Here is a 20,637-nt window from a genome sequence, read left to right on the forward strand (position 1 = left end):
TTCTAACCATCACCTAGTCCGCATCAAGCTGCACTGACTGGATGTAACGCGCGCTGCGTTTGGTGCGATCTTTCACGCGACCCACGAGCTGGCCGCAGGCGGCATCAATATCTTCACCGCGGGTCATTCTCACCGTCGCGTTGTAGCCCAAGTCGTACAGCCGCTGCTGGAAGCGCATCACTTGGTTACGAGAGGGCGTTTCATACCCTGAATTGGGGAACGGGTTGAACGGAATCAGGTTGATCTTACACGGCAGCTCTTTAAGCAGAGCGGCGAGCTGCTCGGCATGCTCCTGTTGATCGTTGATGTCCTTGATCAGCGTGTACTCAATAGTGACCTGACGGTTGTCCGGGCACTTGGACAGATAGCGATGGCAGGCATCCAGCAGCGCGCGAATATTATATTTGCGGTTGATGGGCACCAGCTCATTGCGCAATTCGTCCGTCGACGCGTGCAGCGAGATCGCCAGGCTAACGTCCATTTCATCGCCGAGCTTGTCGATCATCGGCACTACGCCAGAGGTCGATAGCGTCACGCGTCGCTTGGACAAGCCGTAGCCGTTGTCGTCTAACATCAGCTTCATGGCGGGTACAACGTTGTCAAAGTTGAGCAACGGTTCGCCCATGCCCATCATCACCACGTTGGTGACCGGACGGTTGGCGGTATCACGGCGCGGGCCGACGCTGCGCTGGGCGACCCATACCTGGCCGATAATTTCAGCGGCGGTCAAGTTACGCTGAAACCCCTGCTTGCCCGTTGAACAGAAGCTACAGTCCAGCGAACAGCCAACCTGTGAAGAGACGCAGAGCGTGCGGCGTTTACCGTTCTCGGCCGGAATCAGCACCGTTTCTACGTAGCTGCCGTCTTCCACCTCAAGCACCCACTTGCGCGTACCGTCGCTGGAAGTACCTTCGTAAACCACCGCCGGGCCACGAATTTCGGCCACCTGCGCCAGTTTTTCACGCAGCGATTTAGACAGGTTCGTCATGGCAGCAAAATCATCGCTGCCTTCCTGGTGAATCCACTTCATCAGCTGCGCAGCGCGAAACTTCTTCTCGCCGATCGACAAGAAGAAGGTTTCCATCTGCTCGCGGGACATGCCCAGCAGGTTGTGACGCTCAGGCATCGCTTTGGCAGCAGGTGTGCTGGCGGCGTCTGAGCTATTGGCGTCAGTACTATTGGTACCAGTACTATCAGCGCCTGGACGGGGGGCGGGCGTATGTTGGGCTACAGTGGTGGTCATGGCGGTCAGCGTTATAGAAAGGGGCGGGGGCAAAAAGCCCCCGCAGAATGGCCGGCAACTGACGTTGAGACGGCAGCGCTAACGTAACAGCTTAGCGTGGGCAGATTTCGTCATTGCCAAAGAAGTAGCTGATTTCGCGCTCAGCGCTTTCAGGAGAATCAGAACCATGGACAGCGTTAGCGTCGATTGTTTCCGCAAAATCGGCGCGAATGGTGCCGGGTGCAGCTTCTTTCGGGTTGGTTGCGCCCATCAGGTCACGGTTTTTAGCAATCGCGCCTTCACCTTCCAGCACTTGAACAACGACCGGGCCAGAGGTCATGAAACCGACCAGGTCTTTAAAGAACGGGCGCTCTTTGTGTTCCGCGTAGAAGCCGCCAGCTTTCTCTTCTGAGAGATGAACCATTTTGGCAGCAACGACGTTTAAGCCAGCTTTTTCAAAGCGAGCGATGATTTCGCCGATAGCATTTTTAGCGACGGCATCAGGCTTGACAATAGAAAGAGTGCGTTCAGTAGCCATGTTAATGGATTCCTTAATAAAAGGGTTAAGCAAAAATTGCCGCCACAGGAAGCCATGGCGGCCCAGAGAGTAATTCGGCTGAGGGTAGTGTTTGAAACTACCCCGGCTGCCTGATGTTGGGCGTCTAGGGGCGCGATTATAGCGCTTAAGCCGGGGGATGAATACCGGTGATGAAACCTGAGAGGCAAAGGTTAGACGGTAAAGCTTTCGCCGCAGCCGCACTCATCTTTAACGTTGGGGTTGTTGAAGCGGAAAAAGCGGTTGAGCCCTTCGCTGACATAATCCACTTCGCTGCCATTGAGCATTTCGACCGCATCGGGGGTGACATAAACGCTGGCCCCGTGTGCCTCAAAATGCACCTCTTCTTCGCTAATGGTGTCGGCAAAATCGAGCACGTAGCTGTAGCCAGAGCAGCCGCTTGGCTTAACCGAAACGCGCAGGCCAAGTCCTTGGCCGCGCTCGTCAAGCACGTGACGAATCTGTTGTGCGGCAGCCGGGGTAATATTGAGTGTTGCCATGAGGCGTCCTCCTTAAAAAGTGTCAGCCGCTTAACGGGGCGGTGTACGTAAGCCGCTCACCGCGTGGCGTATGAGCGTTAGCGCATGATCAATATCGGCTTTAGTAGTAAAGCGCCCGAAGCTAAAGCGCAGCGACGAGAGCGCCAGCGCACGCGGTGTGCCAATGCCGAGCAGCACGTAGGAAGGGTCGACACTGGCCGAGTTGCACGCCGAGCCGGTGGAGACCGCTACATCGCGTAGCGCCATCAGCAGCGACTCACCGTCGACGCCTTCAAACGCCAGGTTGAGAATGTTAGGAACAGCGGTATCTAGCGGCGTGTTGGCAAAAACGCCCTCGACGCCTTCAAGGCCACGCAAAAAACGCTGCTGTAAGTGCGTAATATGGGCCTGATCATCGTCATACTGCTGCTGCACTATCGCGAAGGCTTCGCCCATGCCAGCAATTTGGTGCGTCGGCAGAGTGCCGGAGCGCATGCCGCGTTCGTGGCCGCCGCCGTGGATCAGCGCCTCAACGCGAATATCCGGATGGCGCCTCACATACAGCGCCCCTACGCCTTTGGGGCCGTAGGTTTTATGGCCGGATAGCGACATCAGGTCAATCTGCTGGGCCACGACGTCTAGCGGAATACGCCCCACCGCCTGGGCGGCATCGGTATGGAAGGCTGCACCAAACTCATGGGCAGTTTCCGCCAGGGCAGCGATATCGTTGATGCTGCCCAGCTCGTTGTTAACCGCCATAAGCGAAACAAGCGCGGTATCGTCGCGCATTACCGCGCGGAGCTGCTTAGGTTGAATGCAGCCATCCCGGCCAGGCTTGAGCCAGCTGACCTCAAAGCCCTCTTTTTCCAACGCATGGGCGGTATCTACCACCGCTTTATGCTCAATGGTCGAGGTGACTAAGTGCAAACCGTGTTCGCGATTGGCGCGCATAAAGCCCATCAGCGCTAAGTTATCGGCTTCTGTCGCGCCGCTGGTCCAGACAATTTCTCTCGGGTCGGCGCCAATCGTGTCGGCCACTTGGCGACGCGCCTGCTCAATGACTTGCTCTGCCTGCCAGCCCAGCATATGGCTGCGCGAAGCGGGGTTGGCGAATAGTTGGTCAACCGTCAGGTAGCGCTGCATGACCTCGACCACACGGGCATCCGCCGGCGCGGTGGCGGCGTAATCCAGGTAAATGGGCAGTGTGGGTGTGGTCATTGTTACGTTCCGGCAGTTTATCAATCAGGTTTAATTCATCATTGTGAAGAAGCGAGAATGCCCGCCTCGGCGCGCTGCTTCTGTCGCGATGCAATACGTATGACATCAGGACGCAGCATCAGTTGTGCGAGCGTCATATCGTCAAAAAAGTGGCGAATCTGTATGGAAAGCTCGCACCATAAGTGGTGCGTCAGGCAGGTGTCGCCTTGCTGGCAATCGGAAAGTCCCTGGCAGCGCGTGGCATCGACGCTTTCATTCACTGCGTCAATCACCTTTGAAACGCTTATGTCGTCCGGCGGCTGTGAAAGCAGATACCCGCCGCCCGGGCCGCGCACGCTGTTGACCAAGCCTGCACGACGCAGGCGAGCGAAAAGTTGCTCTAAATAGGACAACGATATCTCTTGGCGCTGGGAGATATCGCTTAGGCTGGTTGGGCCGTTGTGGGCATGCAAGGCTAAATCAAGCATGGCGGTAACGGCGTAACGGCCTTTGGTGGTCAAGCGCATGGCAAGCCCCTCGACGCTGAACGCTCAGCGTACTGCCGGCAAATGTGCTGCCATTATGGGAAAACCTGAGTGCTTTGGTCAACCATTACGCGGCGGCAGCGTTTCTTGCTGGGTTGTCGACGCTGCGGTCGAGTGTTTGCCAACGCCTGGGCAGCCGGTGTCATGCTCATCCAGAATGTCGGCGAAATCTTCGTCACGCAGCGCCGGTAACTGGCCGTCGCGGTAGTTGTTGTCTAGCTTGCGCAGGGTAGAGCACATGCGCTCAATGCGCTCATCCACGGCGTGCATATGGTCGAGCATCGCCTGCATCGAGCGGGCCACCGGGTCGGGCATATCCTGGCTGACGCCGTAGGCATCAAAGCCAAATTTCTGGCAGATAGCTTCGCGGCGAGCGGGGTCGACGTCCAACGCCTCTTCCACATCGGGGTCGGCGCGCTTAACAATTTTGCCGGGAATGCCGACAACGGTAGCCCCCGGTGGCACTTCTTTGGTGACCACCGCGTTGGAGCCGATTTTGGCCCCGGCGCCAACGGTGAAGGGGCCCAGAATTTTGGCGCCCGCACCGACAATCACGCCATCGCCTAACGTTGGGTGGCGCTTGCCTTTGCTCCAGCTGGTGCCGCCCAGGGTGACACCTTGGTAGAGTGTCACGTTATCGCCGACCAGCGCTGTTTCGCCAATCACCACGCCCATGCCATGATCGATAAAAAACCGCCGCCCAACCGTGGCGCCCGGGTGAATTTCAATCCCGGTTAGCCAGCGTGAGAACGTCGACAGCGTGCGCGCCAGCCACTTGAGGTTTTGCTTCCACAGCCAGTGGCCGCAGCGATGCAGCAGCAGGGCGTGCAGGCCAGGGTAATTGGTCAGCACCTCAAGAAAGTTACGTGCGGCCGGGTCGCGGTCAAATACGCTGTTGATGTCTTCACGTAGACGTTGAAACATGAGGTGTTCCTTGGCGTTATAAAGGCGGCGTCCAGCTATTGAACTATTAGAACGGATTCTTGGAATATCAATAGAGAAATCACGTTAGCAGAATAGCGAAGTTGGGGCACGTAGCGTCAACTTCAAGTTTAGCGTTTCCTGCCTAATCAATTACGGCTTGGGTGGCTTGTTATTCGCAGCCTTTTCGGTAGCCGACAGAATCCCACGCAAAATATTCATTTCCATGCGCTCTGGGCGGGCGCGCAGATACAAGCGGCGCAGCCTCGCCATTAGCTGTCGCGGCTGATCAGGGTCGTGGAAATCAATGCCAATCAGCGTGCGTTCTAAGTGCTCGAAGTAGCGCTCAAGCTCGGCGTGGGTGGCCAGGTCATCGTCATCATTCGGCGTAGTTGAAGTTGCATCTGCTTGGCTTAACCAGGCCATGCGGCACTCATAAGCGAGCACCTGCACCGCCGCGGCCAAATTGAGCGAGCTAAAGTCGGCATTAGTCGGAATATGCACGTGGGCATGGCAGCGCTGTAGCTCAGCATTGGTAAGGCCGCTATCTTCACGGCCAAACACGAGTGCCACACGGGCATCAGCGGGCTGGCACTCGGCGGGCAAACGGTCGGCCAATTCTCTGGGCGAGAGCATCGGCCACGGCAGGGTGCGCGAGCGCGCACTGGCACCTACGGCCAAGGTGCAATCTGCCGCCGCGTCTTCCAGCGTGGCGTGGACCTTGGCTTGGTGGAGCAGGTGGTCAGCGCCGGAGGCGCGGGAAATGCTGTCCTGGGTAATAACTTCGCAGCGGGGAGCAACCAGGGCCAGATCTGCCAAGCCCATATTGTGCATGGCGCGTGCCACGCCGCCGATATTACCAGGGTGGCTGGTGCCGATTAGTACAATGCGAATGCGCTCAAGCATGATAAGGCTCGGTAAATAGGCGTAAAACGTGCAGTCTAGCATGAGTCGATGGCATGCCCGAGAGCGGTCTGCTAGAATTGCGCGCCAAAGGCGGCACCTACGCCTAATGATGCGCTATCTTATGAACATATTTTATGAGCTATGATTAGCATCACGTTCTTTAACATCACTGTCACAAGGCCCGATCATGAATCCGATGGTCCAATTTACGTTGCGTGCTGCACGCGGCGCTGTTGAACACTTCCTACGTGTACGCGAACGTATTGAAAACGCGCACGATGAATTTAACCTTGACCGCCTGCTCGACGAGACGGCGCGCAAGGCCGAAGCGACAATTGTTCAGCAGTTGGAGCGCGGTTACCCTCAGCACGGTGTTACCGGCCGCTTTACGCCGCACCGCGCGGGTGAAGGCGAAGGCGCGGATATCGTCTGGAAAATTGAACCGATGCACGGCTACTCCAATTTAGCCGTGGCCGATAAGGGCTTTGCACTCTCAGTGGTGTGTCTTATCAAAGGTCGTTCCGAGCACGCGGTGATTATCTGCCCGTTCGCCGACGACGAATATATCGCCAGCCGTGGCCGCGGCGCTCAGCACAACGACAAGCGCATGCGTGTTAGCAAACCGACCGCGATCAGCGGTACGCGTTTGGCTATGAGCCTACCAGAAGCTTGGCTGCGCACGCGTCATCTACCTGCTTATTTAACTGTCTCCCAGCAACTTGCCCCGCAGGTAGAAACCCTGCTGGCCACGGGTTGTGGGCTGTTGGATCTATGTGAGCTGGCCTGTGGTCGCGTCGACAGTGCGTTCGTGCTAGGTCTGGAAGAGCAGGATATGCAGGTAGGAACGCTGTTCCTGAAAGAGGCGGGTGCCTTGATGGGAACGCCAGATGGCCAACCTTCGGTGAAAGTAGAAGGACAGCTAATGGCCGCTGGGCCGCGTCTCTACAAAGCGTTGGCCAAGCAGCTAACGCCGCACTTCTAAACAGCGCTACTTACTCAGCACTACAGGCCGCCTGCGGCGGATAAAAAATGCCCCTGCTGGGAAACCAGCAGGGGCATTTTTGTGGGTAGAAGAAGCTAGTTAAGCAGAGACGCCATTAAGGTAGCTCTTCCTCTTCGTCGTCGAGCTCTTTCTTGGTGGGAATCAAATCTTCCCGCGATAGTTTTAGCGGTAGCAGCAGTGCTGCGGCGATATAGATAGACGAGAAGGTGCCCACCACGATGCCAATCAGCAACGCAATGGCGAAGTTCTCAATCATATCGCCGCCGAGCAGCAGCAGCGCGAGCAGTACCAGAACGGTAGTGCCCGAGGTTGCCAACGTACGCGATAGCGTGGCGTTAATCGCTTCGTTGAAGATCTGCGGCATATCGTCGATACGCGAGGTGCGGATGGCTTCGCGGACGCGGTCATAAACCACAATGGTGTCGTTCAGCGAGTAACCGATCACCGCCAGGATAGCCGCCAGCACGGTGAGGTCGAAGTCGAGCTGAAACAGCGCAAAAATGCCGACTACGATGATCACATCGTGCATTAGGGCCAGTAGCGCACCAATCGCGAACTTATACTGAAAGCGGAAGGCCACATAGAGCATGACTACGCCAAGGGCTACCAGCAGGCCTAGCCCGCTCTGGTCGCGTAGCTGGTCGCCTACTTGGGAGCCAACAAACTCAGAGCGAACAAGGTCTACGCTATCGCCACTGGAACGCAACAGGTTAACGACCTCGCCGCCAACATCGGCATCAAACGCCTGCTGGAGGCGAATCAGTACTTCAGTTGAGGCCCCAAAGGTTTGCACGGAAACATCTTGGAAACCGCTGTTTTCAAGCAGCACACGAATGGCATCAAGTGAGGGCGCAGCGCCATAACGCACCTCAACCAGCGTACCGCCGGTGAAATCCAGCCCCAGGTTGAGCTGCTGGAACAGAATGGCGCCAATCGACACGATCAAGAGTAACGCGGAGACGACAAACGCGATGTTGCGTCGTCCCATAAAGTCGATTTGCAGGTGTGATAGGGGTTTCATTACCACCTCTTAAGTTCTGGGCTAAGCACGTGGATTAGATCCATGCTCTTCAAATCCATAGCTTTTTGACGGGTTTGCTGCCATAGGCCAAGTTGACCATGGCGCGAGTCACCATCAAAGCGGTGAACAGCGACGTCAAAATGCCGATAGAGAGCGTGACGGCAAACCCTTTCACCGGGCCGGAGCCAATCGAGAACAGGATAACGGCCACCAGCAGCGTGGTGATGTTGGCGTCGACGATGGAGGTAAAGGCGCGCTCATAACCGGCTTGGATCGCCTGCTGAACCGACATGCCGTTGCGTAGCTCTTCACGTATTCGCTCAAAGATCAGCACGTTGGCATCCACCGCCATGCCCAGCGTGAGCACGATACCGGCAATGCCAGGTAGCGTCAGCGTGGCGCCCAGCATCGACATCACCGCAACCAGCAGCGTTAAATTCAACGCCAGGGCGATGTTGGCAAACACCCCAAACACCTTGTAACGCACCAGCATGAATAACACGACCAGCAACAAGCCAATCTGCACCGAGAGCAGACCACGCTCAATGTTCTCAGCGCCCAGGCTTGGCCCGATCGTGCGCTCTTGCACGAAGTAGATGGGAGCGGCAAGGGAGCCAGAACGCAGCAGTAGCGCCAGTTCAGCGGCTTCCGTAGGCGAGTCTAAGCCGGTGATCCGGAAGCTGTTGCCTAGCGCGCTTTGGATCGTCGCCAGGCTAATCAGGCCGCGTTCAACATAGGGCTCGCGCTCAATGGTCTCTTCGCCGGTTTCCGGGTCGGTGACCACCGTGTCTTCGCTTTTATGCTCGATAAACAGCACCGCCATATTGCGACCAATGTTGGTACGCGTGGCGCGGTTCATTAGCGTGCCGCCGGTGCCATCCAGATCGATATTGACCTGTGGGCGGCCGTTTTCGTCGAAGCTGTTACTGGCGCTGGAAACGCTGTCACCGGTAATAATCACATCGCGCATTAGCTCAGCAGAGCGCGATGGCTCGTTACGGAAGGAGAGAGATTCCGTTTCGTTTTGCGGCGCGTCGTTGCGGGCTTCCAGGCGGAACTCCAGGTTGGCAGTCGCACCGACAATGCGCTTGGCGGCCACTGTATCCTGGATGCCAGGTAGTTCTACGACAATTTGGTTGGGGCCTTGGCGCTGTACCATCGGCTCCGCCACACCCAGTTCGTTGACCCGGTTGCGCAGGGTGGTCAAGTTCTGGTTAATTGCGTAGTCCTGAATTTCACTGACCAATTGATCGCTGAGCGTCATTACCAACGTGGAGGCGCGACCATCGCCTTCGCTGCTGTACTCAAAGTCAGGAAAGTCACGGCTGATCAGGCTGCGTGCCGTATCGCGGTCTTCAGCGCTGGCAAAATCAATCGACAGTGTGCGCTCCGCTACCTCGGTATTGCGGTAGCGGATGCGTTCGCCGCGCAGCAGTTCGCGCATGGCGCTGGCGTTGACTTCCAGGCGCTGGGTAAGCGCGGCATCCATGTCCACTTCCAGTAAGAAGTGCACACCACCACGTAAATCCAAACCGAGCGTCATGGGCGAGGCAGAAAATGCCTGTAGCCAACCGGGCGTGGCTTCGGCGAGATTCAGCGCTACCGTGGTGTCATCGTCCACCAGATCAGCGGCAATATCACGTGCGTCGAGCTGATCATCGTCATGACGCAGACGAACTAACCACTGCCCATTCATTTCTTCGAGCGCTTTGATTTCAATGTCATTTTCAATCAGAGCAGCTTCAATGCGGTTTATCTGATGCGCATCCAGCGAGTCGCCTTGGGCGCTGCTAATTTGGATAGCGGGGTCTTCGGGGAATAGATTGGGAAGCGAGTAGATAAGGCCAACCACCAGGACGACCAGTATCAGCAGATACTTCCACAGGGGGTAACGGTTGAGCATGCAAGCCCTGCCTTCAATTACAAACGGAATGCTGTGCACGGGCATACCGTGCACAGCAAAGTTCACCATCATTCATACCATGTCACCCCTGCCGGGGTGGCTGGCACTGGCTCGGCAGGGGTGTTACAAGGTTTAGATGGACTTGATGGTGCCTTTAGGCAGTACGGCGGCAACGGCGTTCTTCTGCACGTTAACTTCGGTGCCTTCAGAGATCTCGATGGTCAGGAATTCGTCGCTCACCTTCGTGATACGACCTACCAAACCACCGCCAATGACGATCTCATCACCTTTGTCCAAATTGGTGACCAGCTGCTTGTGCTGCTTAGCGCGCTTGGCCTGCGGGCGCCACAACAGGAAGTAGAAAATCAGCACGAAGCCGACCAGCATGACGATTTGCGCAATACCACCGCCACCGGCGGCTGATTGGGCATGGGCTGGTGAGATGAAGAAATCCAGCATTGCAGAGAGCTCCTGGGTTAAAAAGCTTAGGTTTAATAAAGCTTAGGTTTAATAAAGCTTAGTTTTTGTAAAGCTTAAAAAGCATGGCTTTTAAAAACATGGTTTTTAAAGCCACCGTTCTTAAAGGCATCGCCAAGCAGTTTAAACCACGTGCCAAGGCGCGTGGCGATTAATTCGCTAGGGTTGACTTAAGGGCGGTACCGGTAGGCCGCGTCGCGCATAAAAGCCTTCCACAAAGGCGGTCAATGTACCCGCTTCAATTGCCGCGCGCAAATCAGCCATGACACGCTGGTAGTAGCGTAAGTTGTGGATGGTGTTAAGCATTGAGCCGAGCATTTCATTACAGCGGTCCAAATGGTGCAAATAGCCCCGCGAGAAGTGCTGACAGGTATGGCAATCGCAGCCCTCTTCCAGCGGGCCGGTATCAAACCGGTGCTTGGCGTTGCGAATTTTAACCGTGCCTTCCGAGGTGAACAGGTGGCCGTTACGGGCGTTGCGGGTAGGCATCACGCAATCAAACATATCCACACCCCGGCGCACGCCTTCCACCAGATCCTCGGGTTTGCCGACGCCCATTAAATAGCGCGGCTTGTCATCGGGCATCCAAGTGGGCAGGTAGTCGAGCACCTTGATCATCTCTTCTTTAGGCTCGCCGACCGATAGCCCGCCAATTGCCAAGCCATCGAAGCCGATTTCCAGCAGCCCTTTGAGTGAGCGCTCGCGCAGCTCCGGGTGCATGCCGCCCTGAATAATGCCGAATAGCGCGGAAGGCGAATCGCCGTGGGCGTCGCGGGAGCGTTTGGCCCAGCGCAGCGACAGCTCCATGGACTTTTCTGCTTCGTCAAAAGTGGCCGGGTAGGGCGTACACTCGTCAAAGATCATGACGACATCAGAGCCTAGCGAGCGCTGTACCGCCATGGACTCTTCCGGGCCCATAAACACTTTGCTGCCATCCACCGGCGAGCGGAAGTGCACACCCTGCTCGGTGATCTTGCGAGTCTCGCCCAGAGAAAAGACCTGGAAACCACCGGAGTCGGTCAGAATCGGTTTGTCCCACTGGGCGAAGTCGTGCAGGTCGCCGTGGGCTTCGATGACCTCGGTGCCGGGGCGCAGCCACAGGTGGAAGGTGTTGCCCAGGATGATTTCGGCACCGATCTCTTTGACGGAATCCGGCGTCATGCCTTTCACAGTGCCGTAGGTGCCAACCGGCATAAACGCCGGGGTTTCGACCGTGCCACGGGGGAAATGGAGGCGGCCACGGCGGGCACGACCATCGTCGGCCAAGCGCTCAAAGCGCATAAAGCATTCGTTTCGCATATATGGTAACTCGTTAAAATCGTTCGTCTGGCGCAGCTGTTGTATAAGGCAGAGGGCTAGCGGGTTAGCAGCATGGCATCGCCATAGCTGAAAAATGCATAGCGCTCGGCTACCGCCCGTTGGTAGGCGTGCATGATGGTGTCGTAGCCCACAAAGGAAGAGACCAGCATCAATAGCGTCGATTCAGGTAAATGGAAGTTGGTAATTAAAGCATCCACACAGCGCCACTGATAACCGGGGTAGATGAAGATGTCGGTATCGCCGCTATAAGCTGCAATCTGCCCATCGCTGCTCTTCATGCAGGCGCTTTCCAGGCAGCGCACGCTGGTGGTGCCCACAGCGACGACGCGCTTGCCCGCTGCCAGGGTCTCGCGCACTTGCTGGCAGGTGGCTTCCGTGACCTCAATCCACTCGCTGTGCATATGGTGCTCAAGAATGTTGTCGACGCGTACCGGCTGAAAAGTGCCCGCGCCCACGTGCAGGGTCACAAAGGCACGGTTTATGCCTTTATTCGCAAGAGCGTCCAGCAGCGGCTGATCAAAGTGCAGCCCCGCGGTAGGTGCTGCCACGGCGCCGTCACGCCGGGCATACACGGTCTGGTAGCGCTCACGGTCGCTGAGTTCGTCTTCGCGAGTAATATACGGCGGCAGCGGCATATGGCCGTGCTCTTCAAGCAGCGCGATCATCGGTGTATCGCCCAAAAAGCGCAGCTCGAACAGCGCATCACGGCGGCCTTCTACAACGGCATGAACGCCACCCTCGAAAATCAGTTCGGTGCCGGGCTTCGGCGATTTACTTGAGCGGATATGTGCCAAACCACGGTGGGCATCCAGCGGGCGCTCTAGCAGCATCTCCACCTTGCCGCCGCTGGCTTTGTGACCGTGCAGGCGCGCCGGAATCACTCGGGTGTCGTTAAACACCAGCAGGTCGCCTGGTTCCAAAAGCTCAAGCAAATCAGGGAAGCGGCGATGTTCCAACGCACCACTTTGGCCATCCACGCACAGCAAACGGCAATCGCTACGCTGTTCAGAAGGGTAGCGAGCAATTAATTCGTCGGGTAGCTGGTAATGAAAATCCGCGCGCTGCATGGCGTATAACTCTTAACGTTGATCAAACAGGCGGCATAGGATAGCGCTTTGGCCGCATAAAGTCAGTCAATGTGATTGACCTACCTCGACATTTACGTATAATGCGCAGCCATTGCCGGTGTGGCGGAATTGGTAGACGCAGCGGATTCAAAATCCGCCGCCTTTACGGGTGTGCCAGTTCGAGTCTGGCCACCGGCACCAAATTCAGGGGCTTAGCGTTCATCGCTAGGCCCTTTTTATTGGGCGCTATTTGAAAAGTGTCAACGGTGATTCCAGCACTTACTTTCTCACGCTAGCTAAACGCTCAGCCGCCAGCTGTCGATACAGACTAACCAGCTCCTTACTTTTGACATCCTCGTGCCAGTTAGCGGCGTAGGTTTGGGCGCGCTCGGCGAGCTGCTGCCGGTGTGTTTCATCGCCTAGTAGCTGGTTAATCTTAGTGGCGAAGTCGTCGTGGTTTTCCTCGGCGATTAGGCAGCCTTCTCCCTCTCTCAATACCTCAAGGGTACCCATCATGGCGGTGGAAACCACCGGCGTGCCCAGGGCCATCGCTTCCAGCAGTACCAGCCCCTGGGTTTCCGTGCGTGATGCAAACACAAAAACGTCGGCGGCGCGGTAAGCGGCTTGCAGTGGACCGTTGCGGTCGAGATAGCCGAGAAATAGCACCGATTCGTCCACGCCTATTTCCTGGGCGCGCCGCACTAGCGTGTTATGGGCGGGGCCTTCGCCGGTAATAATCAGCCGGGTGGTGGGGTGTTTGGCCAGTACCTTGGGTAGCATATCGATCAGGAAATCGATGTTCTTCTCAAAGGCGGCGCGGCCTACATAAAGCAGCAATTGTGCTTCCTGGGGTAGGCCGTAGTGGGATCGAAAGTCGCTGTCATCTTGGGCTCCCTGTGTGTGGCAGAACGACTCCAGCGCCAAGCCGGTTGCAATCACTTTGGTTGGCGTGGTCACGCCGTAACGAGTAAGTGCTTGCTGCATCGCTTGAGAGGGCGCCACTAGGGCATCGAGCTGTTGACACTGGTGTACCGAAAGCCGCCGTGCGGCTAGGCGTAGCCAGCGCCGCGGTAACCAGCGGATATAGTGATGAACATACTCCTCAAAAAGCGTGTGGTAGGTCGCTACCACCGGAAGCCCGAGCCGGTGCCCCAGAGCAACACCGGCATAGTGGGCGGTAAAGGGCGTGTGGACATGAATGAGATCGAAGGCCTCGGCGGCAAGTGGCGGTGCCAGGGCAATCAAATCCCGGTAGCGCATCATGCGATCCTCCGGGTCGCCGGGTACCTGGCGCGAGCGGATGCGCAGTACGCCCGGCTCATCTACCTGGCCAACGGGGTAGGCGGGGCAGATCAGCGTGACCGAGTGGCCCTGGTGTTCAAGGGCACCGCGAAAACTGGCGATGGAGGTAGACACGCCATTGACGCGGGGAAAGTAGACATCTGAGATCATCAATACTTTCATACCACTTAGCGGCGTCTTGGTCGTTGACGCCGCTGAGTGAAACAGTGTTAAAGCCGACGCTAGCCGCGCCTCGCGATCAGCTTCACGCTGCAGGTGTAAGGCATTGCCATTGGCTAATTGAGTGAGGGCCGCGACTTCCTGGTCACTGAGATGGGAGCTGAGAGGGTAGCGTGGGCGCGGTGACATGTGGTTAGGACTCCTGTGGCGGCTCGTTGCCACGCTAACTCGAGTCCATGACCGGCGGATGACAGGCGGCCGCCGCATTTAGCAGCCCCTCGCTTTTTGTCGCTCAGCCGTTTTATAGTGCTGGGATAGCACCGGAAACATGATTCTGATCCTAGGGGCTGGTTTGAGGTGTACAGCCTCCTGGTTCAAAGATGGCGAGATTTGCCGCTTCTTCGCTGAACTGGGCTTCTCCGGCGTTAAAGCAGCTCGCCCAAGCCCTGCCGAATCAGTTTGAACACTATCCCTTACCAGGAGAAACACCATGGGCGTTACCTATCAAGACAGTAATGCGCGGATGAGCCAGTTGGCGATTCACAACGGTACCGTTTACCTCGCAGGCCAAGTGCCCGCAGATGCCACGGCGGATATGCGTGGCCAAACCGAGCAAGTGCTGGCGCGCATTGATCAACTGCTGGCCCAAGCAGGAACAACCAAAGAGTACCTGCTCTCAGCGCAAATCTGGGTTACCAGCATGGCCGAGTTCGACCAAATGAACGCCGCTTGGGATGCCTGGGTTGTGCCCGGTCGCCCGCCGGTGCGTGCGGCGCTTGAAGCCCAGCTCGCCAAGCCCGAGTGGAAAGTTGAAATCATGGTGATAGCCGCGCTGCCGGAGTCTTGATATGCGGGTTGTTTCTGGCGAAGAAGTCTCGCGCCACTTGGCGTGGGACGGCTTAATCAAACGGCTACACACCACGTTCGTGAATGGCGTGGAATCTCCGCCGCGCCATCATCACGCCATGCACCGGCCGGATGGTGAGGCCACCATGCTGCTAATACCCGCCTGGGAAGCGGCGGGCTATATCGGCGTCAAAATGGTCAACGTGTTTCCGCAAAACGCCGACCACGGTATTCCGGCGATCTCGGGGCTCTACTTGCTCAGCGAAGGCAGCCACGGTCAGCCACTGGCATGTATCGATGGCAGCGAGCTCACCCGGCATCGCACGGCGGCCACTTCCGCGCTTGCCGCCCAAGCCTTGGCGAATGAGAACGCAGAAACGCTGCTGGTGGTGGGGACAGGCAAGCTGGCGCCTATGGTGATTGAAGCCCACGCCAGCGTGCGGCCCATCAAGCGGGTGCTGATTTGGGGTCGCAACCCCAACAAAGCGGCGGCGATTGCCGACGAGTACGCCGAGCGCTTTGAGACCCAGGTGGTGGAAGAACTCGCAGAGGCGGTAGCCGGGGCGGACATCATTAGCTGTGTAACGCTCTCCACTCAGCCGCTGATCAAAGGCGAGTGGCTAACGCCCGGCACGCACCTTGATTTGATCGGCGCGTTTCGGCCACAAATGCGCGAAACCGACGCGGAGTGTTTATGCCGCGCGGCGGTGTTTGTGGACACCTACGCCGGGGCCAAAGGCGAAGCGGGCGACATTCTGCAAGCCATCGATGAAGGTGAATTTCAGTTTGACCAGATCCAGGCGGAGCTTGCCGAAGTGTTAAGCGGCACTAAGCCGGGGCGCACTGAACCGGAGGAAATCACACTATTCAAATCTGTAGGCGCGTCGCTTGAAGACTTAGCCGCCGCGATAGAAGTATGGGAGTCACTACCCGCATAACCATAACAAGACCGACATCGCTACCGATTAGATGGCACCGCCAGTCATAACGAAGACCGACTAATAACCACAACGAGGTATGTTATGAACGCTAATAAATCACTATCGCTGCAGTTGACGATAATATTGACAGGAGACCACGCCGCTATGCAGGGCTTTATGTCATGAGTACGACCGTTTTCTACTGGCACGAACGCTGTTTTTGGCACGATCTTGGCGCCATTGGTGTGTTCTCCGCGCCCGGTGAATTTTTACAGCCCCAGGCCGCCTCGGAGAGCCCGGAAAGCAAACGACGGCTGAAAAATATCCTCGAAGTCAGCGGGCTGATTGACGAGCTGAGCGTGGTAAAGCCGCCTGCCGCGACGCTGGATGATCTGCTGCGTTTTCATACCTTACGCTATTTAGACAAGCTGCAGGCAGGGGATAACGCGCGTGGCGGTAACGGTGGCGACTGTGCGCCGTATATGCCCGGCAGTTGGGCGGCGGCCAGCCAATCCGCCGGGCTAGCTATCGCGGCCGTTGAAGCCGTGGCGCTGGGCGAGGTGAGCAATGCCTACGCCCTGTGCCGCCCGCCGGGGCATCATGCCGAAGCCGATCAAGGCCGTGGGTTCTGCCTGCTGGGCAATATTCCCGTGGCGGTGATGCGCGCCCGCGCTCTAGGCCAAGCCAATCGTGTGGCGATACTCGATTGGGATGTTCACCACGGCAACGGTCAGCAGGCGGCGTTTTATAGTGATCCCGACGTGCTGACCCTCTCAATCCATCAGGCGGCGAACTACCCGCTGGAAACCGGCAGCTTTGACGAGCAGGGCGAAGGCGAAGGCCTGGGCGCTAATCTTAACCTGCCGCTGCCGCCGGGGTGTGGTCTGGGTGCCTATGCCTACGCCATGGAAAAATTGGTGTTGCCTGCGCTGGAGGCGTTTAAGCCGGATCTAATCGTGGTGGCCTGCGGTTATGACGCCTGCGCCAAGGACCCGCTAGGCAAGATGCTGCTCAACAGCCAGGCGTTCGCCACCATGACCGCCCAGCTTAAAGCGCTGGCCGGGCGCTGCTGCGATGGCAAGCTGGTGTTTGTCCACGAAGGCGGTTACTCAGAAGGCTACGTGCCACTCTGCGGCCACGCGGTGATCCAAACCCTGGCGGGCAGTGCGATTGCCGTGCCCGACCCACAAAACGATGAAATTGCCGCTTGGGGCTATCAGGCCCTGCAACCGCACCAGCAGTCGTTAATAGATGACTGGTGCCAACAATGGGAGCAAACAACCCGATGACACCGCTTTATGATCGCGATGGCTGGATTTGGCAGGACGGTGAATGGCTGGCTTGGCGCGACGCCAAAGTGCACCTGTTGTCCCATACATTGCACTACGGCATGGGCTGTTTTGAGGGTGTGCGTGCCTACGCTGGCCCCAGCGGTACGCATCTGTTCCGCGCTGCTGAACACACTCGTCGTTTGGCAGAAAGCGCCCATTCGCTGGATATGCCGCTGCCGTTTAGCGAAGTTGACTTGATCGAGGCCCAGCGTGAGTGTCTCGGTAAAAACAACTTGAGCAGCGCCTACCTAAAGCCCACGGTGTTTTTCGGCGCGGAAGGCTTGGGGCTGCGTGCCCAGGGATTAACCACCCATGTAATGGTCGCCGCATGGGATTTAGGCCCCTACATTTCGCCCCAGGCCGCGACCCACGGCTTGCGCGCGCTGACCTCGTCTTGGGCGCGCCACCACGTCAATATCAGCCTCTGCCGGGCGAAAACCAACGGCCACTACGTTAACTCGATACTGGCGCTAAATACCGCGATCAAAGCCGGGTTTGATGAAACCATCATGCTTGATCCGGAAGGCTACGTAGCCGAGGCTTCGGCGGCTAACGTGTTTTTGCTGCGCGATGGCGTGCTGCATACCCCAGAAGTGACGTCGTGTTTGCAGGGCATTACGCGAGATAGCGTGATTCAGCTGGCGCAGAAAGTATTGGGCATCGAAGTGCGCGAGCGGCGGATAACCCGCGACGAGCTGTATACCGCCGATGAGGCGTTCTTAACCGGCACCGCCGCCGAAATACTGCCACTGCGCGAGTTGGATGGACGCCATATCGGCACCCGCGCGGGTGCACCGCCTGTTAACGAGCCGATCAGCCCTGATAGCGTGACCGCCCAACTGCAGGGCCTATACCGCCAAGCGGTGCGCGGCGAGCTGGATGATTTTCATCATTGGCTAACGCCAGCTTAAGCCCTAATCGCATCCTCTAACGCCGCCAATCTTCCCGGTTCAAGCGCTGCTTGTACCGCCGTAATACGTATTACATTGGCAAGCTCTGGATGCGCCAAGCGAGCGACCAGCACACCTTCGGCGAGTAGTTGCTGGTGCACCTCGGCGGTGAGGTCGGCGCTGGGCAGGCGAATGCCGATAAAGTTGGTGGCGCTGGGCAATACATCGGCACCGAGTGCGCGAAAGTGCGCTGCTAACTGCTCGCGGCGGGCTTTCACATCGGCAACGTGCTGATTCACCTCATCAGGATGATCAAGCACCACTTCGGCGGCGGCCAGGGTCAGCGACGACACTGCGTAGTGAATTCGCACCTTCATCATCATCGCCAGTACTTCAGGGTCGGCGATGGCATAACCAATGCGTAGGCCCGCCAGACCGTGAGCCTTGGATAGCGTGCGTAGGCGAATCACTCCCGGTATTGCTTTAGCGGCGAACTCACTGTTGGCATCGTCGCGGAAGTCCCCATAGGCTTCGTCCAGCAGCAACCAGCAGGTGTCGGGCAGCGCCTCGCGCAGCTTGAGGATGGCGCTGTCGCTGTGTAAGTGGCCGCTGGGGTTATCCGGGTTGGCCAGATAGACCAGGCGGGCGTTTTCTTGATGCGCAGTGGCGGCCAGGGTTTCGAGGTCGGGGGCCAGCACGCCCGGCGCTTCATAGTAGCTCGGCTCAACCAAGTGGCAGCCTTGGCCTTTAGCGAAGTAGCCAAAAGTGGGGTAGGTGCCTGCGGTGCCCACCACTGTGTCACCCGGTTCGCAGGTGGTGCGCAGCGCCAGGGCAATCAAACTATCGGCACCGGCATCCACCAGCAGGGTTTCTAGCGCAATACCCTGCTGTTCGCTAAGGCGCTGGCGAACACCGAGCGCTTCGGCATCGCCGTAACAGTAAACGTGTTCGGCCAGAGCATCGCCAAAGTGCTCGCGCAGGGCGCGGTGGGGCATGTCCAGGCCTTCGTTAGAGCCCAGCCGATGGGGGATCCCGCGGCCAAGTCGGCGCTCCAGCACCTTGATGCCGGGAAACGGATTCACAGGGCCTTCACTGAGTAAGTGGTGGGGGTAGTGGGGCATGTTGATATCCTAAAAAACAATAATTAGCTCAATACTTTACCGCGATTGAGAAGGCAGTGTGGGTCTAGCGCCTGCTTGAGCGTATGCATCAGCTCGATCTCGGCGCTGGAGCGGCAGGTACTTAGCCAGGGCCGCTTCTCCAAGCCAATGCCGTGTTCGGCTGAGACCGAGCCGCCCAGCGCCGCCAGCGGTTGATAAACCATGGCCTCTACTTCACGACGCACCTTAGGATCGGCACTCCCTGCGCAAACAGAAATATGCAGGTTGCCATCGCCCAGGTGGCCAAATACGACCAAGCGCGCACTAGCCCAGCGCTGGGTTAGCTGCGCTTCCAAGGCATCGGTATAGCGCTGCATATCGGCAATCGGCAGGCTGACATCAAAGGTGAGTACCGGTGCCAAGCCCTTGACCAGACCCTCAATATCTTCTCGAATCGCCCATAGTCCATCGCGCTGGGTGCTGGATTGGGCAATCACCGCATCGACAATTAGCTCACTCTCTAACGCGCTTTCTAATGCTTCGCTGAACTGGGTGGCATTGCGCTCGGCGTCGCTGCCCAGGGACTCGATGATCACATAAAACGGGTGCTCGGTGGCAATCGGAGGCGTATGGCGGCCAAGGGTTTCGGTGAGCAGGCGGTAGTGGTTTTGCCACATCACCTCAAAGGCGCCCAGGCTACCACCAAGCGCTTTGCCCATATGGCTGAGCAGCCCGGTGAGCGCCTCGAACGAAGGGCAGGCCACCATCGCCGTTTGCTCGCTGGGAGTCGGCGGCTGTAGGCGCAGCACTGCGCGGGTCACAATGCCCAGCGTGCCTTCGCTGCCAATAAACAGCTGCTTTAGATCGAAACCGGCGTTGTTTTTGAGCATACGGTTCATGGAGCTAACCACCCGGCCATCGGCCATCACCGCCTCAAGCCCAAGCACCTGCTGGCGCATCATGCCGTAGCGGATGACCCGAACACCACCGGCGTTGGTGGCGATATTGCCGCCAATCGTGCAACTGCCCCGCGCACCCAGATCCAGCGGAAACTGCAGACCGACCTCTTTAGCCGCCTCTTGGGCCCGCTGCAGCGGCGCTCCGGCCTGCACGGTGAGGGTGCCGCCTACCTGGTCAATCTCTTCAATGGCGGTCATGCGCTCCAGGGAGATTACCAGCTCGCCTGGGCTCGCCTCTGCGCCGTGTACCAATCCTGTTAATCCACCGTGGGTGACTATCGGCTGCTGCGCGGCGTGACAGGCACGCATAACGGCGGCGACTTGTTCGGTATCCGCCGGGCGTACAATGGCGCCTGCCTGGCAGGGCGCACCGGTCATCCAATCGACGCGACGGCTACTAACGTCATCGCCGGTTAATACGTGGGCCGGGCCCACAATAGCGCGCAGCGCCTCCAGAGTTATCTGCATGCGTTTTCCTTTACAAAATTCCATATCGATTATTTAAGCCAGAGC

At 57.8% G+C, this 20,637-nt stretch carries 20 protein-coding genes and 1 tRNA gene; 6 read left to right on the forward strand and 15 right to left on the reverse strand.

Translation table 11 applies throughout. The features are described 5' to 3' along the window. Positions 1–13: 13 nt before the first annotated feature. The 7 genes from rlmN to trmJ all read right to left on the reverse strand — a co-directional run bounded on the left by rlmN (position 14) and on the right by trmJ (position 5,826). On the reverse strand, positions 14–1,243 hold the full coding sequence (gene rlmN / locus ACQE2I_RS02665) for a 23S rRNA (adenine(2503)-C(2))-methyltransferase RlmN (RefSeq protein WP_427029969.1): 1,230 nt from the start codon (positions 1,241–1,243) through the stop codon (positions 14–16). A 91-nt stretch (positions 1,244–1,334) separates the two neighbouring features. After that, a complete protein-coding gene (gene ndk / locus ACQE2I_RS02670) occupies positions 1,335–1,760 on the reverse strand; it encodes a nucleoside-diphosphate kinase (RefSeq protein ID WP_427031373.1) in 426 nt (141 codons plus the stop codon). 191 nt (positions 1,761–1,951) lie between these two features. Beyond that, entirely contained in the window at positions 1,952–2,278 is a 327-nt protein-coding gene (locus ACQE2I_RS02675; RefSeq protein ID WP_427029970.1) for a HesB/IscA family protein, read from the reverse strand. 30 nt (positions 2,279–2,308) lie between these two features. Beyond that, positions 2,309–3,475 carry an aminotransferase class V-fold PLP-dependent enzyme gene (locus ACQE2I_RS02680; protein WP_427029971.1) on the reverse strand — a complete coding sequence of 389 codons (1,167 nt, stop codon included), beginning with the start codon at positions 3,473–3,475 and terminating at the stop codon, positions 2,309–2,311. A 38-nt stretch (positions 3,476–3,513) separates the two neighbouring features. Further along, the gene (gene iscR, locus ACQE2I_RS02685) at positions 3,514–3,981 is read right to left on the reverse strand and encodes a Fe-S cluster assembly transcriptional regulator IscR (protein WP_427029972.1); all 468 of its coding nucleotides are present in this window, start codon (positions 3,979–3,981) and stop codon (positions 3,514–3,516) included. A gap of 78 nt (positions 3,982–4,059) precedes the next feature. Then, positions 4,060–4,923: a serine O-acetyltransferase gene (gene cysE / locus ACQE2I_RS02690; RefSeq protein ID WP_427029973.1), complete on the reverse strand. Its 864-nt coding sequence runs from the start codon at positions 4,921–4,923 to the stop codon at positions 4,060–4,062. A gap of 150 nt (positions 4,924–5,073) precedes the next feature. Beyond that, positions 5,074–5,826 (reverse strand): tRNA (cytosine(32)/uridine(32)-2'-O)-methyltransferase TrmJ, encoded by a 753-nt coding sequence (gene trmJ / locus ACQE2I_RS02695; RefSeq protein ID WP_427029974.1) that lies wholly within the window; start codon positions 5,824–5,826, stop codon positions 5,074–5,076. Positions 5,827–6,013: 187 nt separating this feature from the next. Here trmJ and ACQE2I_RS02700 point away from each other — a divergent pair, with 187 nt between their 5' ends. Next, on the forward strand, positions 6,014–6,808 hold the full coding sequence (locus tag ACQE2I_RS02700) for an inositol monophosphatase family protein (RefSeq protein ID WP_427029975.1): 795 nt from the start codon (positions 6,014–6,016) through the stop codon (positions 6,806–6,808). A gap of 115 nt (positions 6,809–6,923) precedes the next feature. On the opposite strand, the gene secF is transcribed toward ACQE2I_RS02700, so the two are convergent. From secF to queA, 5 genes are all read right to left on the reverse strand, one after another. Then, complete coding sequence (gene secF / locus ACQE2I_RS02705) at positions 6,924–7,850, reverse strand: protein translocase subunit SecF (protein WP_427029976.1); 927 nt, start codon at positions 7,848–7,850, stop codon at positions 6,924–6,926. 49 nt (positions 7,851–7,899) lie between these two features. Then, on the reverse strand, positions 7,900–9,753 hold the full coding sequence (secD, locus tag ACQE2I_RS02710; protein ID WP_427029977.1) for a protein translocase subunit SecD: 1,854 nt from the start codon (positions 9,751–9,753) through the stop codon (positions 7,900–7,902). Positions 9,754–9,885: 132 nt separating this feature from the next. Next, on the reverse strand, positions 9,886–10,212 hold the full coding sequence (gene yajC, locus ACQE2I_RS02715; protein ID WP_427029978.1) for a preprotein translocase subunit YajC: 327 nt from the start codon (positions 10,210–10,212) through the stop codon (positions 9,886–9,888). 177 nt (positions 10,213–10,389) lie between these two features. Next, complete coding sequence (gene tgt / locus ACQE2I_RS02720) at positions 10,390–11,511, reverse strand: tRNA guanosine(34) transglycosylase Tgt (protein WP_427031374.1); 1,122 nt, start codon at positions 11,509–11,511, stop codon at positions 10,390–10,392. A 74-nt stretch (positions 11,512–11,585) separates the two neighbouring features. Then, positions 11,586–12,617, reverse strand: a complete 1,032-nt coding sequence (queA, locus tag ACQE2I_RS02725) for a tRNA preQ1(34) S-adenosylmethionine ribosyltransferase-isomerase QueA (protein WP_427029979.1) — start codon at positions 12,615–12,617, stop codon at positions 11,586–11,588. 114 nt (positions 12,618–12,731) lie between these two features. On the opposite strand from queA, the gene ACQE2I_RS02730 reads away from it, so the two are divergent. After that, positions 12,732–12,818 (forward strand) — tRNA-Leu (locus ACQE2I_RS02730). A 78-nt stretch (positions 12,819–12,896) separates the two neighbouring features. On the opposite strand, the gene ACQE2I_RS02735 is transcribed toward ACQE2I_RS02730, so the two are convergent. Beyond that, positions 12,897–14,267 carry a glycosyltransferase gene (locus tag ACQE2I_RS02735; RefSeq protein WP_427029981.1) on the reverse strand — a complete coding sequence of 457 codons (1,371 nt, stop codon included), beginning with the start codon at positions 14,265–14,267 and terminating at the stop codon, positions 12,897–12,899. 301 nt (positions 14,268–14,568) lie between these two features. Here ACQE2I_RS02735 and ACQE2I_RS02740 point away from each other — a divergent pair, with 301 nt between their 5' ends. The 4 genes from ACQE2I_RS02740 (at position 14,569) to ACQE2I_RS02755 (ending at position 18,086) form a co-directional block, all read left to right on the forward strand. Then, positions 14,569–14,925 (forward strand): RidA family protein, encoded by a 357-nt coding sequence (locus ACQE2I_RS02740; protein ID WP_427029982.1) that lies wholly within the window; start codon positions 14,569–14,571, stop codon positions 14,923–14,925. A 1-nt stretch (position 14,926) separates the two neighbouring features. Beyond that, positions 14,927–15,862 (forward strand): ornithine cyclodeaminase family protein, encoded by a 936-nt coding sequence (locus ACQE2I_RS02745; protein WP_427029983.1) that lies wholly within the window; start codon positions 14,927–14,929, stop codon positions 15,860–15,862. A 164-nt stretch (positions 15,863–16,026) separates the two neighbouring features. After that, on the forward strand, positions 16,027–17,133 hold the full coding sequence (locus ACQE2I_RS02750; protein ID WP_427029984.1) for a class II histone deacetylase: 1,107 nt from the start codon (positions 16,027–16,029) through the stop codon (positions 17,131–17,133). Then, positions 17,130–18,086: a branched-chain amino acid transaminase gene (locus ACQE2I_RS02755; protein WP_427031375.1), complete on the forward strand. Its 957-nt coding sequence runs from the start codon at positions 17,130–17,132 to the stop codon at positions 18,084–18,086. The genes ACQE2I_RS02750 and ACQE2I_RS02755 overlap by 4 nt, the downstream gene beginning before the upstream one ends. On the opposite strand, the gene ACQE2I_RS02760 is transcribed toward ACQE2I_RS02755, so the two are convergent. Continuing rightward, positions 18,083–19,186 carry a pyridoxal phosphate-dependent aminotransferase gene (locus ACQE2I_RS02760; protein WP_427029985.1) on the reverse strand — a complete coding sequence of 368 codons (1,104 nt, stop codon included), beginning with the start codon at positions 19,184–19,186 and terminating at the stop codon, positions 18,083–18,085. The genes ACQE2I_RS02755 and ACQE2I_RS02760 overlap by 4 nt on opposite strands. Positions 19,187–19,209: 23 nt before the next feature. Further along, positions 19,210–20,592 (reverse strand): FAD-binding oxidoreductase, encoded by a 1,383-nt coding sequence (locus ACQE2I_RS02765; protein ID WP_427029986.1) that lies wholly within the window; start codon positions 20,590–20,592, stop codon positions 19,210–19,212. Between the last annotated feature and the right edge of the window lie 45 nt (positions 20,593–20,637).

This window comes from Halomonas sp. H2, from assembly GCF_050215315.1.
Taxonomy (GTDB): Bacteria; Pseudomonadota; Gammaproteobacteria; order Pseudomonadales; family Halomonadaceae; genus Vreelandella.

Excerpts from the sequence above, each read along its gene's own strand:
- rlmN (WP_427029969.1), bottom strand. The coding sequence starts at position 1,243 with ATGACCACCACTGTAGCCCAACATACGCCCGCCCCCCGTCCAGGCGCT.
- ndk (WP_427031373.1), bottom strand. The coding sequence starts at position 1,760 with ATGGCTACTGAACGCACTCTTTCTATTGTCAAGCCTGATGCCGTCGCT.
- ACQE2I_RS02675 (WP_427029970.1), bottom strand. The coding sequence starts at position 2,278 with ATGGCAACACTCAATATTACCCCGGCTGCCGCACAACAGATTCGTCAC.
- ACQE2I_RS02680 (WP_427029971.1), bottom strand. The coding sequence starts at position 3,475 with ATGACCACACCCACACTGCCCATTTACCTGGATTACGCCGCCACCGCG.
- iscR (WP_427029972.1), bottom strand. The coding sequence starts at position 3,981 with ATGCGCTTGACCACCAAAGGCCGTTACGCCGTTACCGCCATGCTTGAT.
- cysE (WP_427029973.1), bottom strand. The coding sequence starts at position 4,923 with ATGTTTCAACGTCTACGTGAAGACATCAACAGCGTATTTGACCGCGAC.
- trmJ (WP_427029974.1), bottom strand. The coding sequence starts at position 5,826 with ATGCTTGAGCGCATTCGCATTGTACTAATCGGCACCAGCCACCCTGGT.
- ACQE2I_RS02700 (WP_427029975.1), top strand. The coding sequence starts at position 6,014 with ATGAATCCGATGGTCCAATTTACGTTGCGTGCTGCACGCGGCGCTGTT.
- secF (WP_427029976.1), bottom strand. The coding sequence starts at position 7,850 with ATGAAACCCCTATCACACCTGCAAATCGACTTTATGGGACGACGCAAC.
- secD (WP_427029977.1), bottom strand. The coding sequence starts at position 9,753 with ATGCTCAACCGTTACCCCCTGTGGAAGTATCTGCTGATACTGGTCGTC.
- yajC (WP_427029978.1), bottom strand. The coding sequence starts at position 10,212 with ATGCTGGATTTCTTCATCTCACCAGCCCATGCCCAATCAGCCGCCGGT.
- tgt (WP_427031374.1), bottom strand. The coding sequence starts at position 11,511 with ATGCGCTTTGAGCGCTTGGCCGACGATGGTCGTGCCCGCCGTGGCCGC.
- queA (WP_427029979.1), bottom strand. The coding sequence starts at position 12,617 with ATGCAGCGCGCGGATTTTCATTACCAGCTACCCGACGAATTAATTGCT.
- ACQE2I_RS02735 (WP_427029981.1), bottom strand. The coding sequence starts at position 14,267 with ATGTCACCGCGCCCACGCTACCCTCTCAGCTCCCATCTCAGTGACCAG.
- ACQE2I_RS02740 (WP_427029982.1), top strand. The coding sequence starts at position 14,569 with ATGGGCGTTACCTATCAAGACAGTAATGCGCGGATGAGCCAGTTGGCG.
- ACQE2I_RS02745 (WP_427029983.1), top strand. The coding sequence starts at position 14,927 with ATGCGGGTTGTTTCTGGCGAAGAAGTCTCGCGCCACTTGGCGTGGGAC.
- ACQE2I_RS02750 (WP_427029984.1), top strand. The coding sequence starts at position 16,027 with ATGAGTACGACCGTTTTCTACTGGCACGAACGCTGTTTTTGGCACGAT.
- ACQE2I_RS02755 (WP_427031375.1), top strand. The coding sequence starts at position 17,130 with ATGACACCGCTTTATGATCGCGATGGCTGGATTTGGCAGGACGGTGAA.
- ACQE2I_RS02760 (WP_427029985.1), bottom strand. The coding sequence starts at position 19,186 with ATGCCCCACTACCCCCACCACTTACTCAGTGAAGGCCCTGTGAATCCG.
- ACQE2I_RS02765 (WP_427029986.1), bottom strand. The coding sequence starts at position 20,592 with ATGCAGATAACTCTGGAGGCGCTGCGCGCTATTGTGGGCCCGGCCCAC.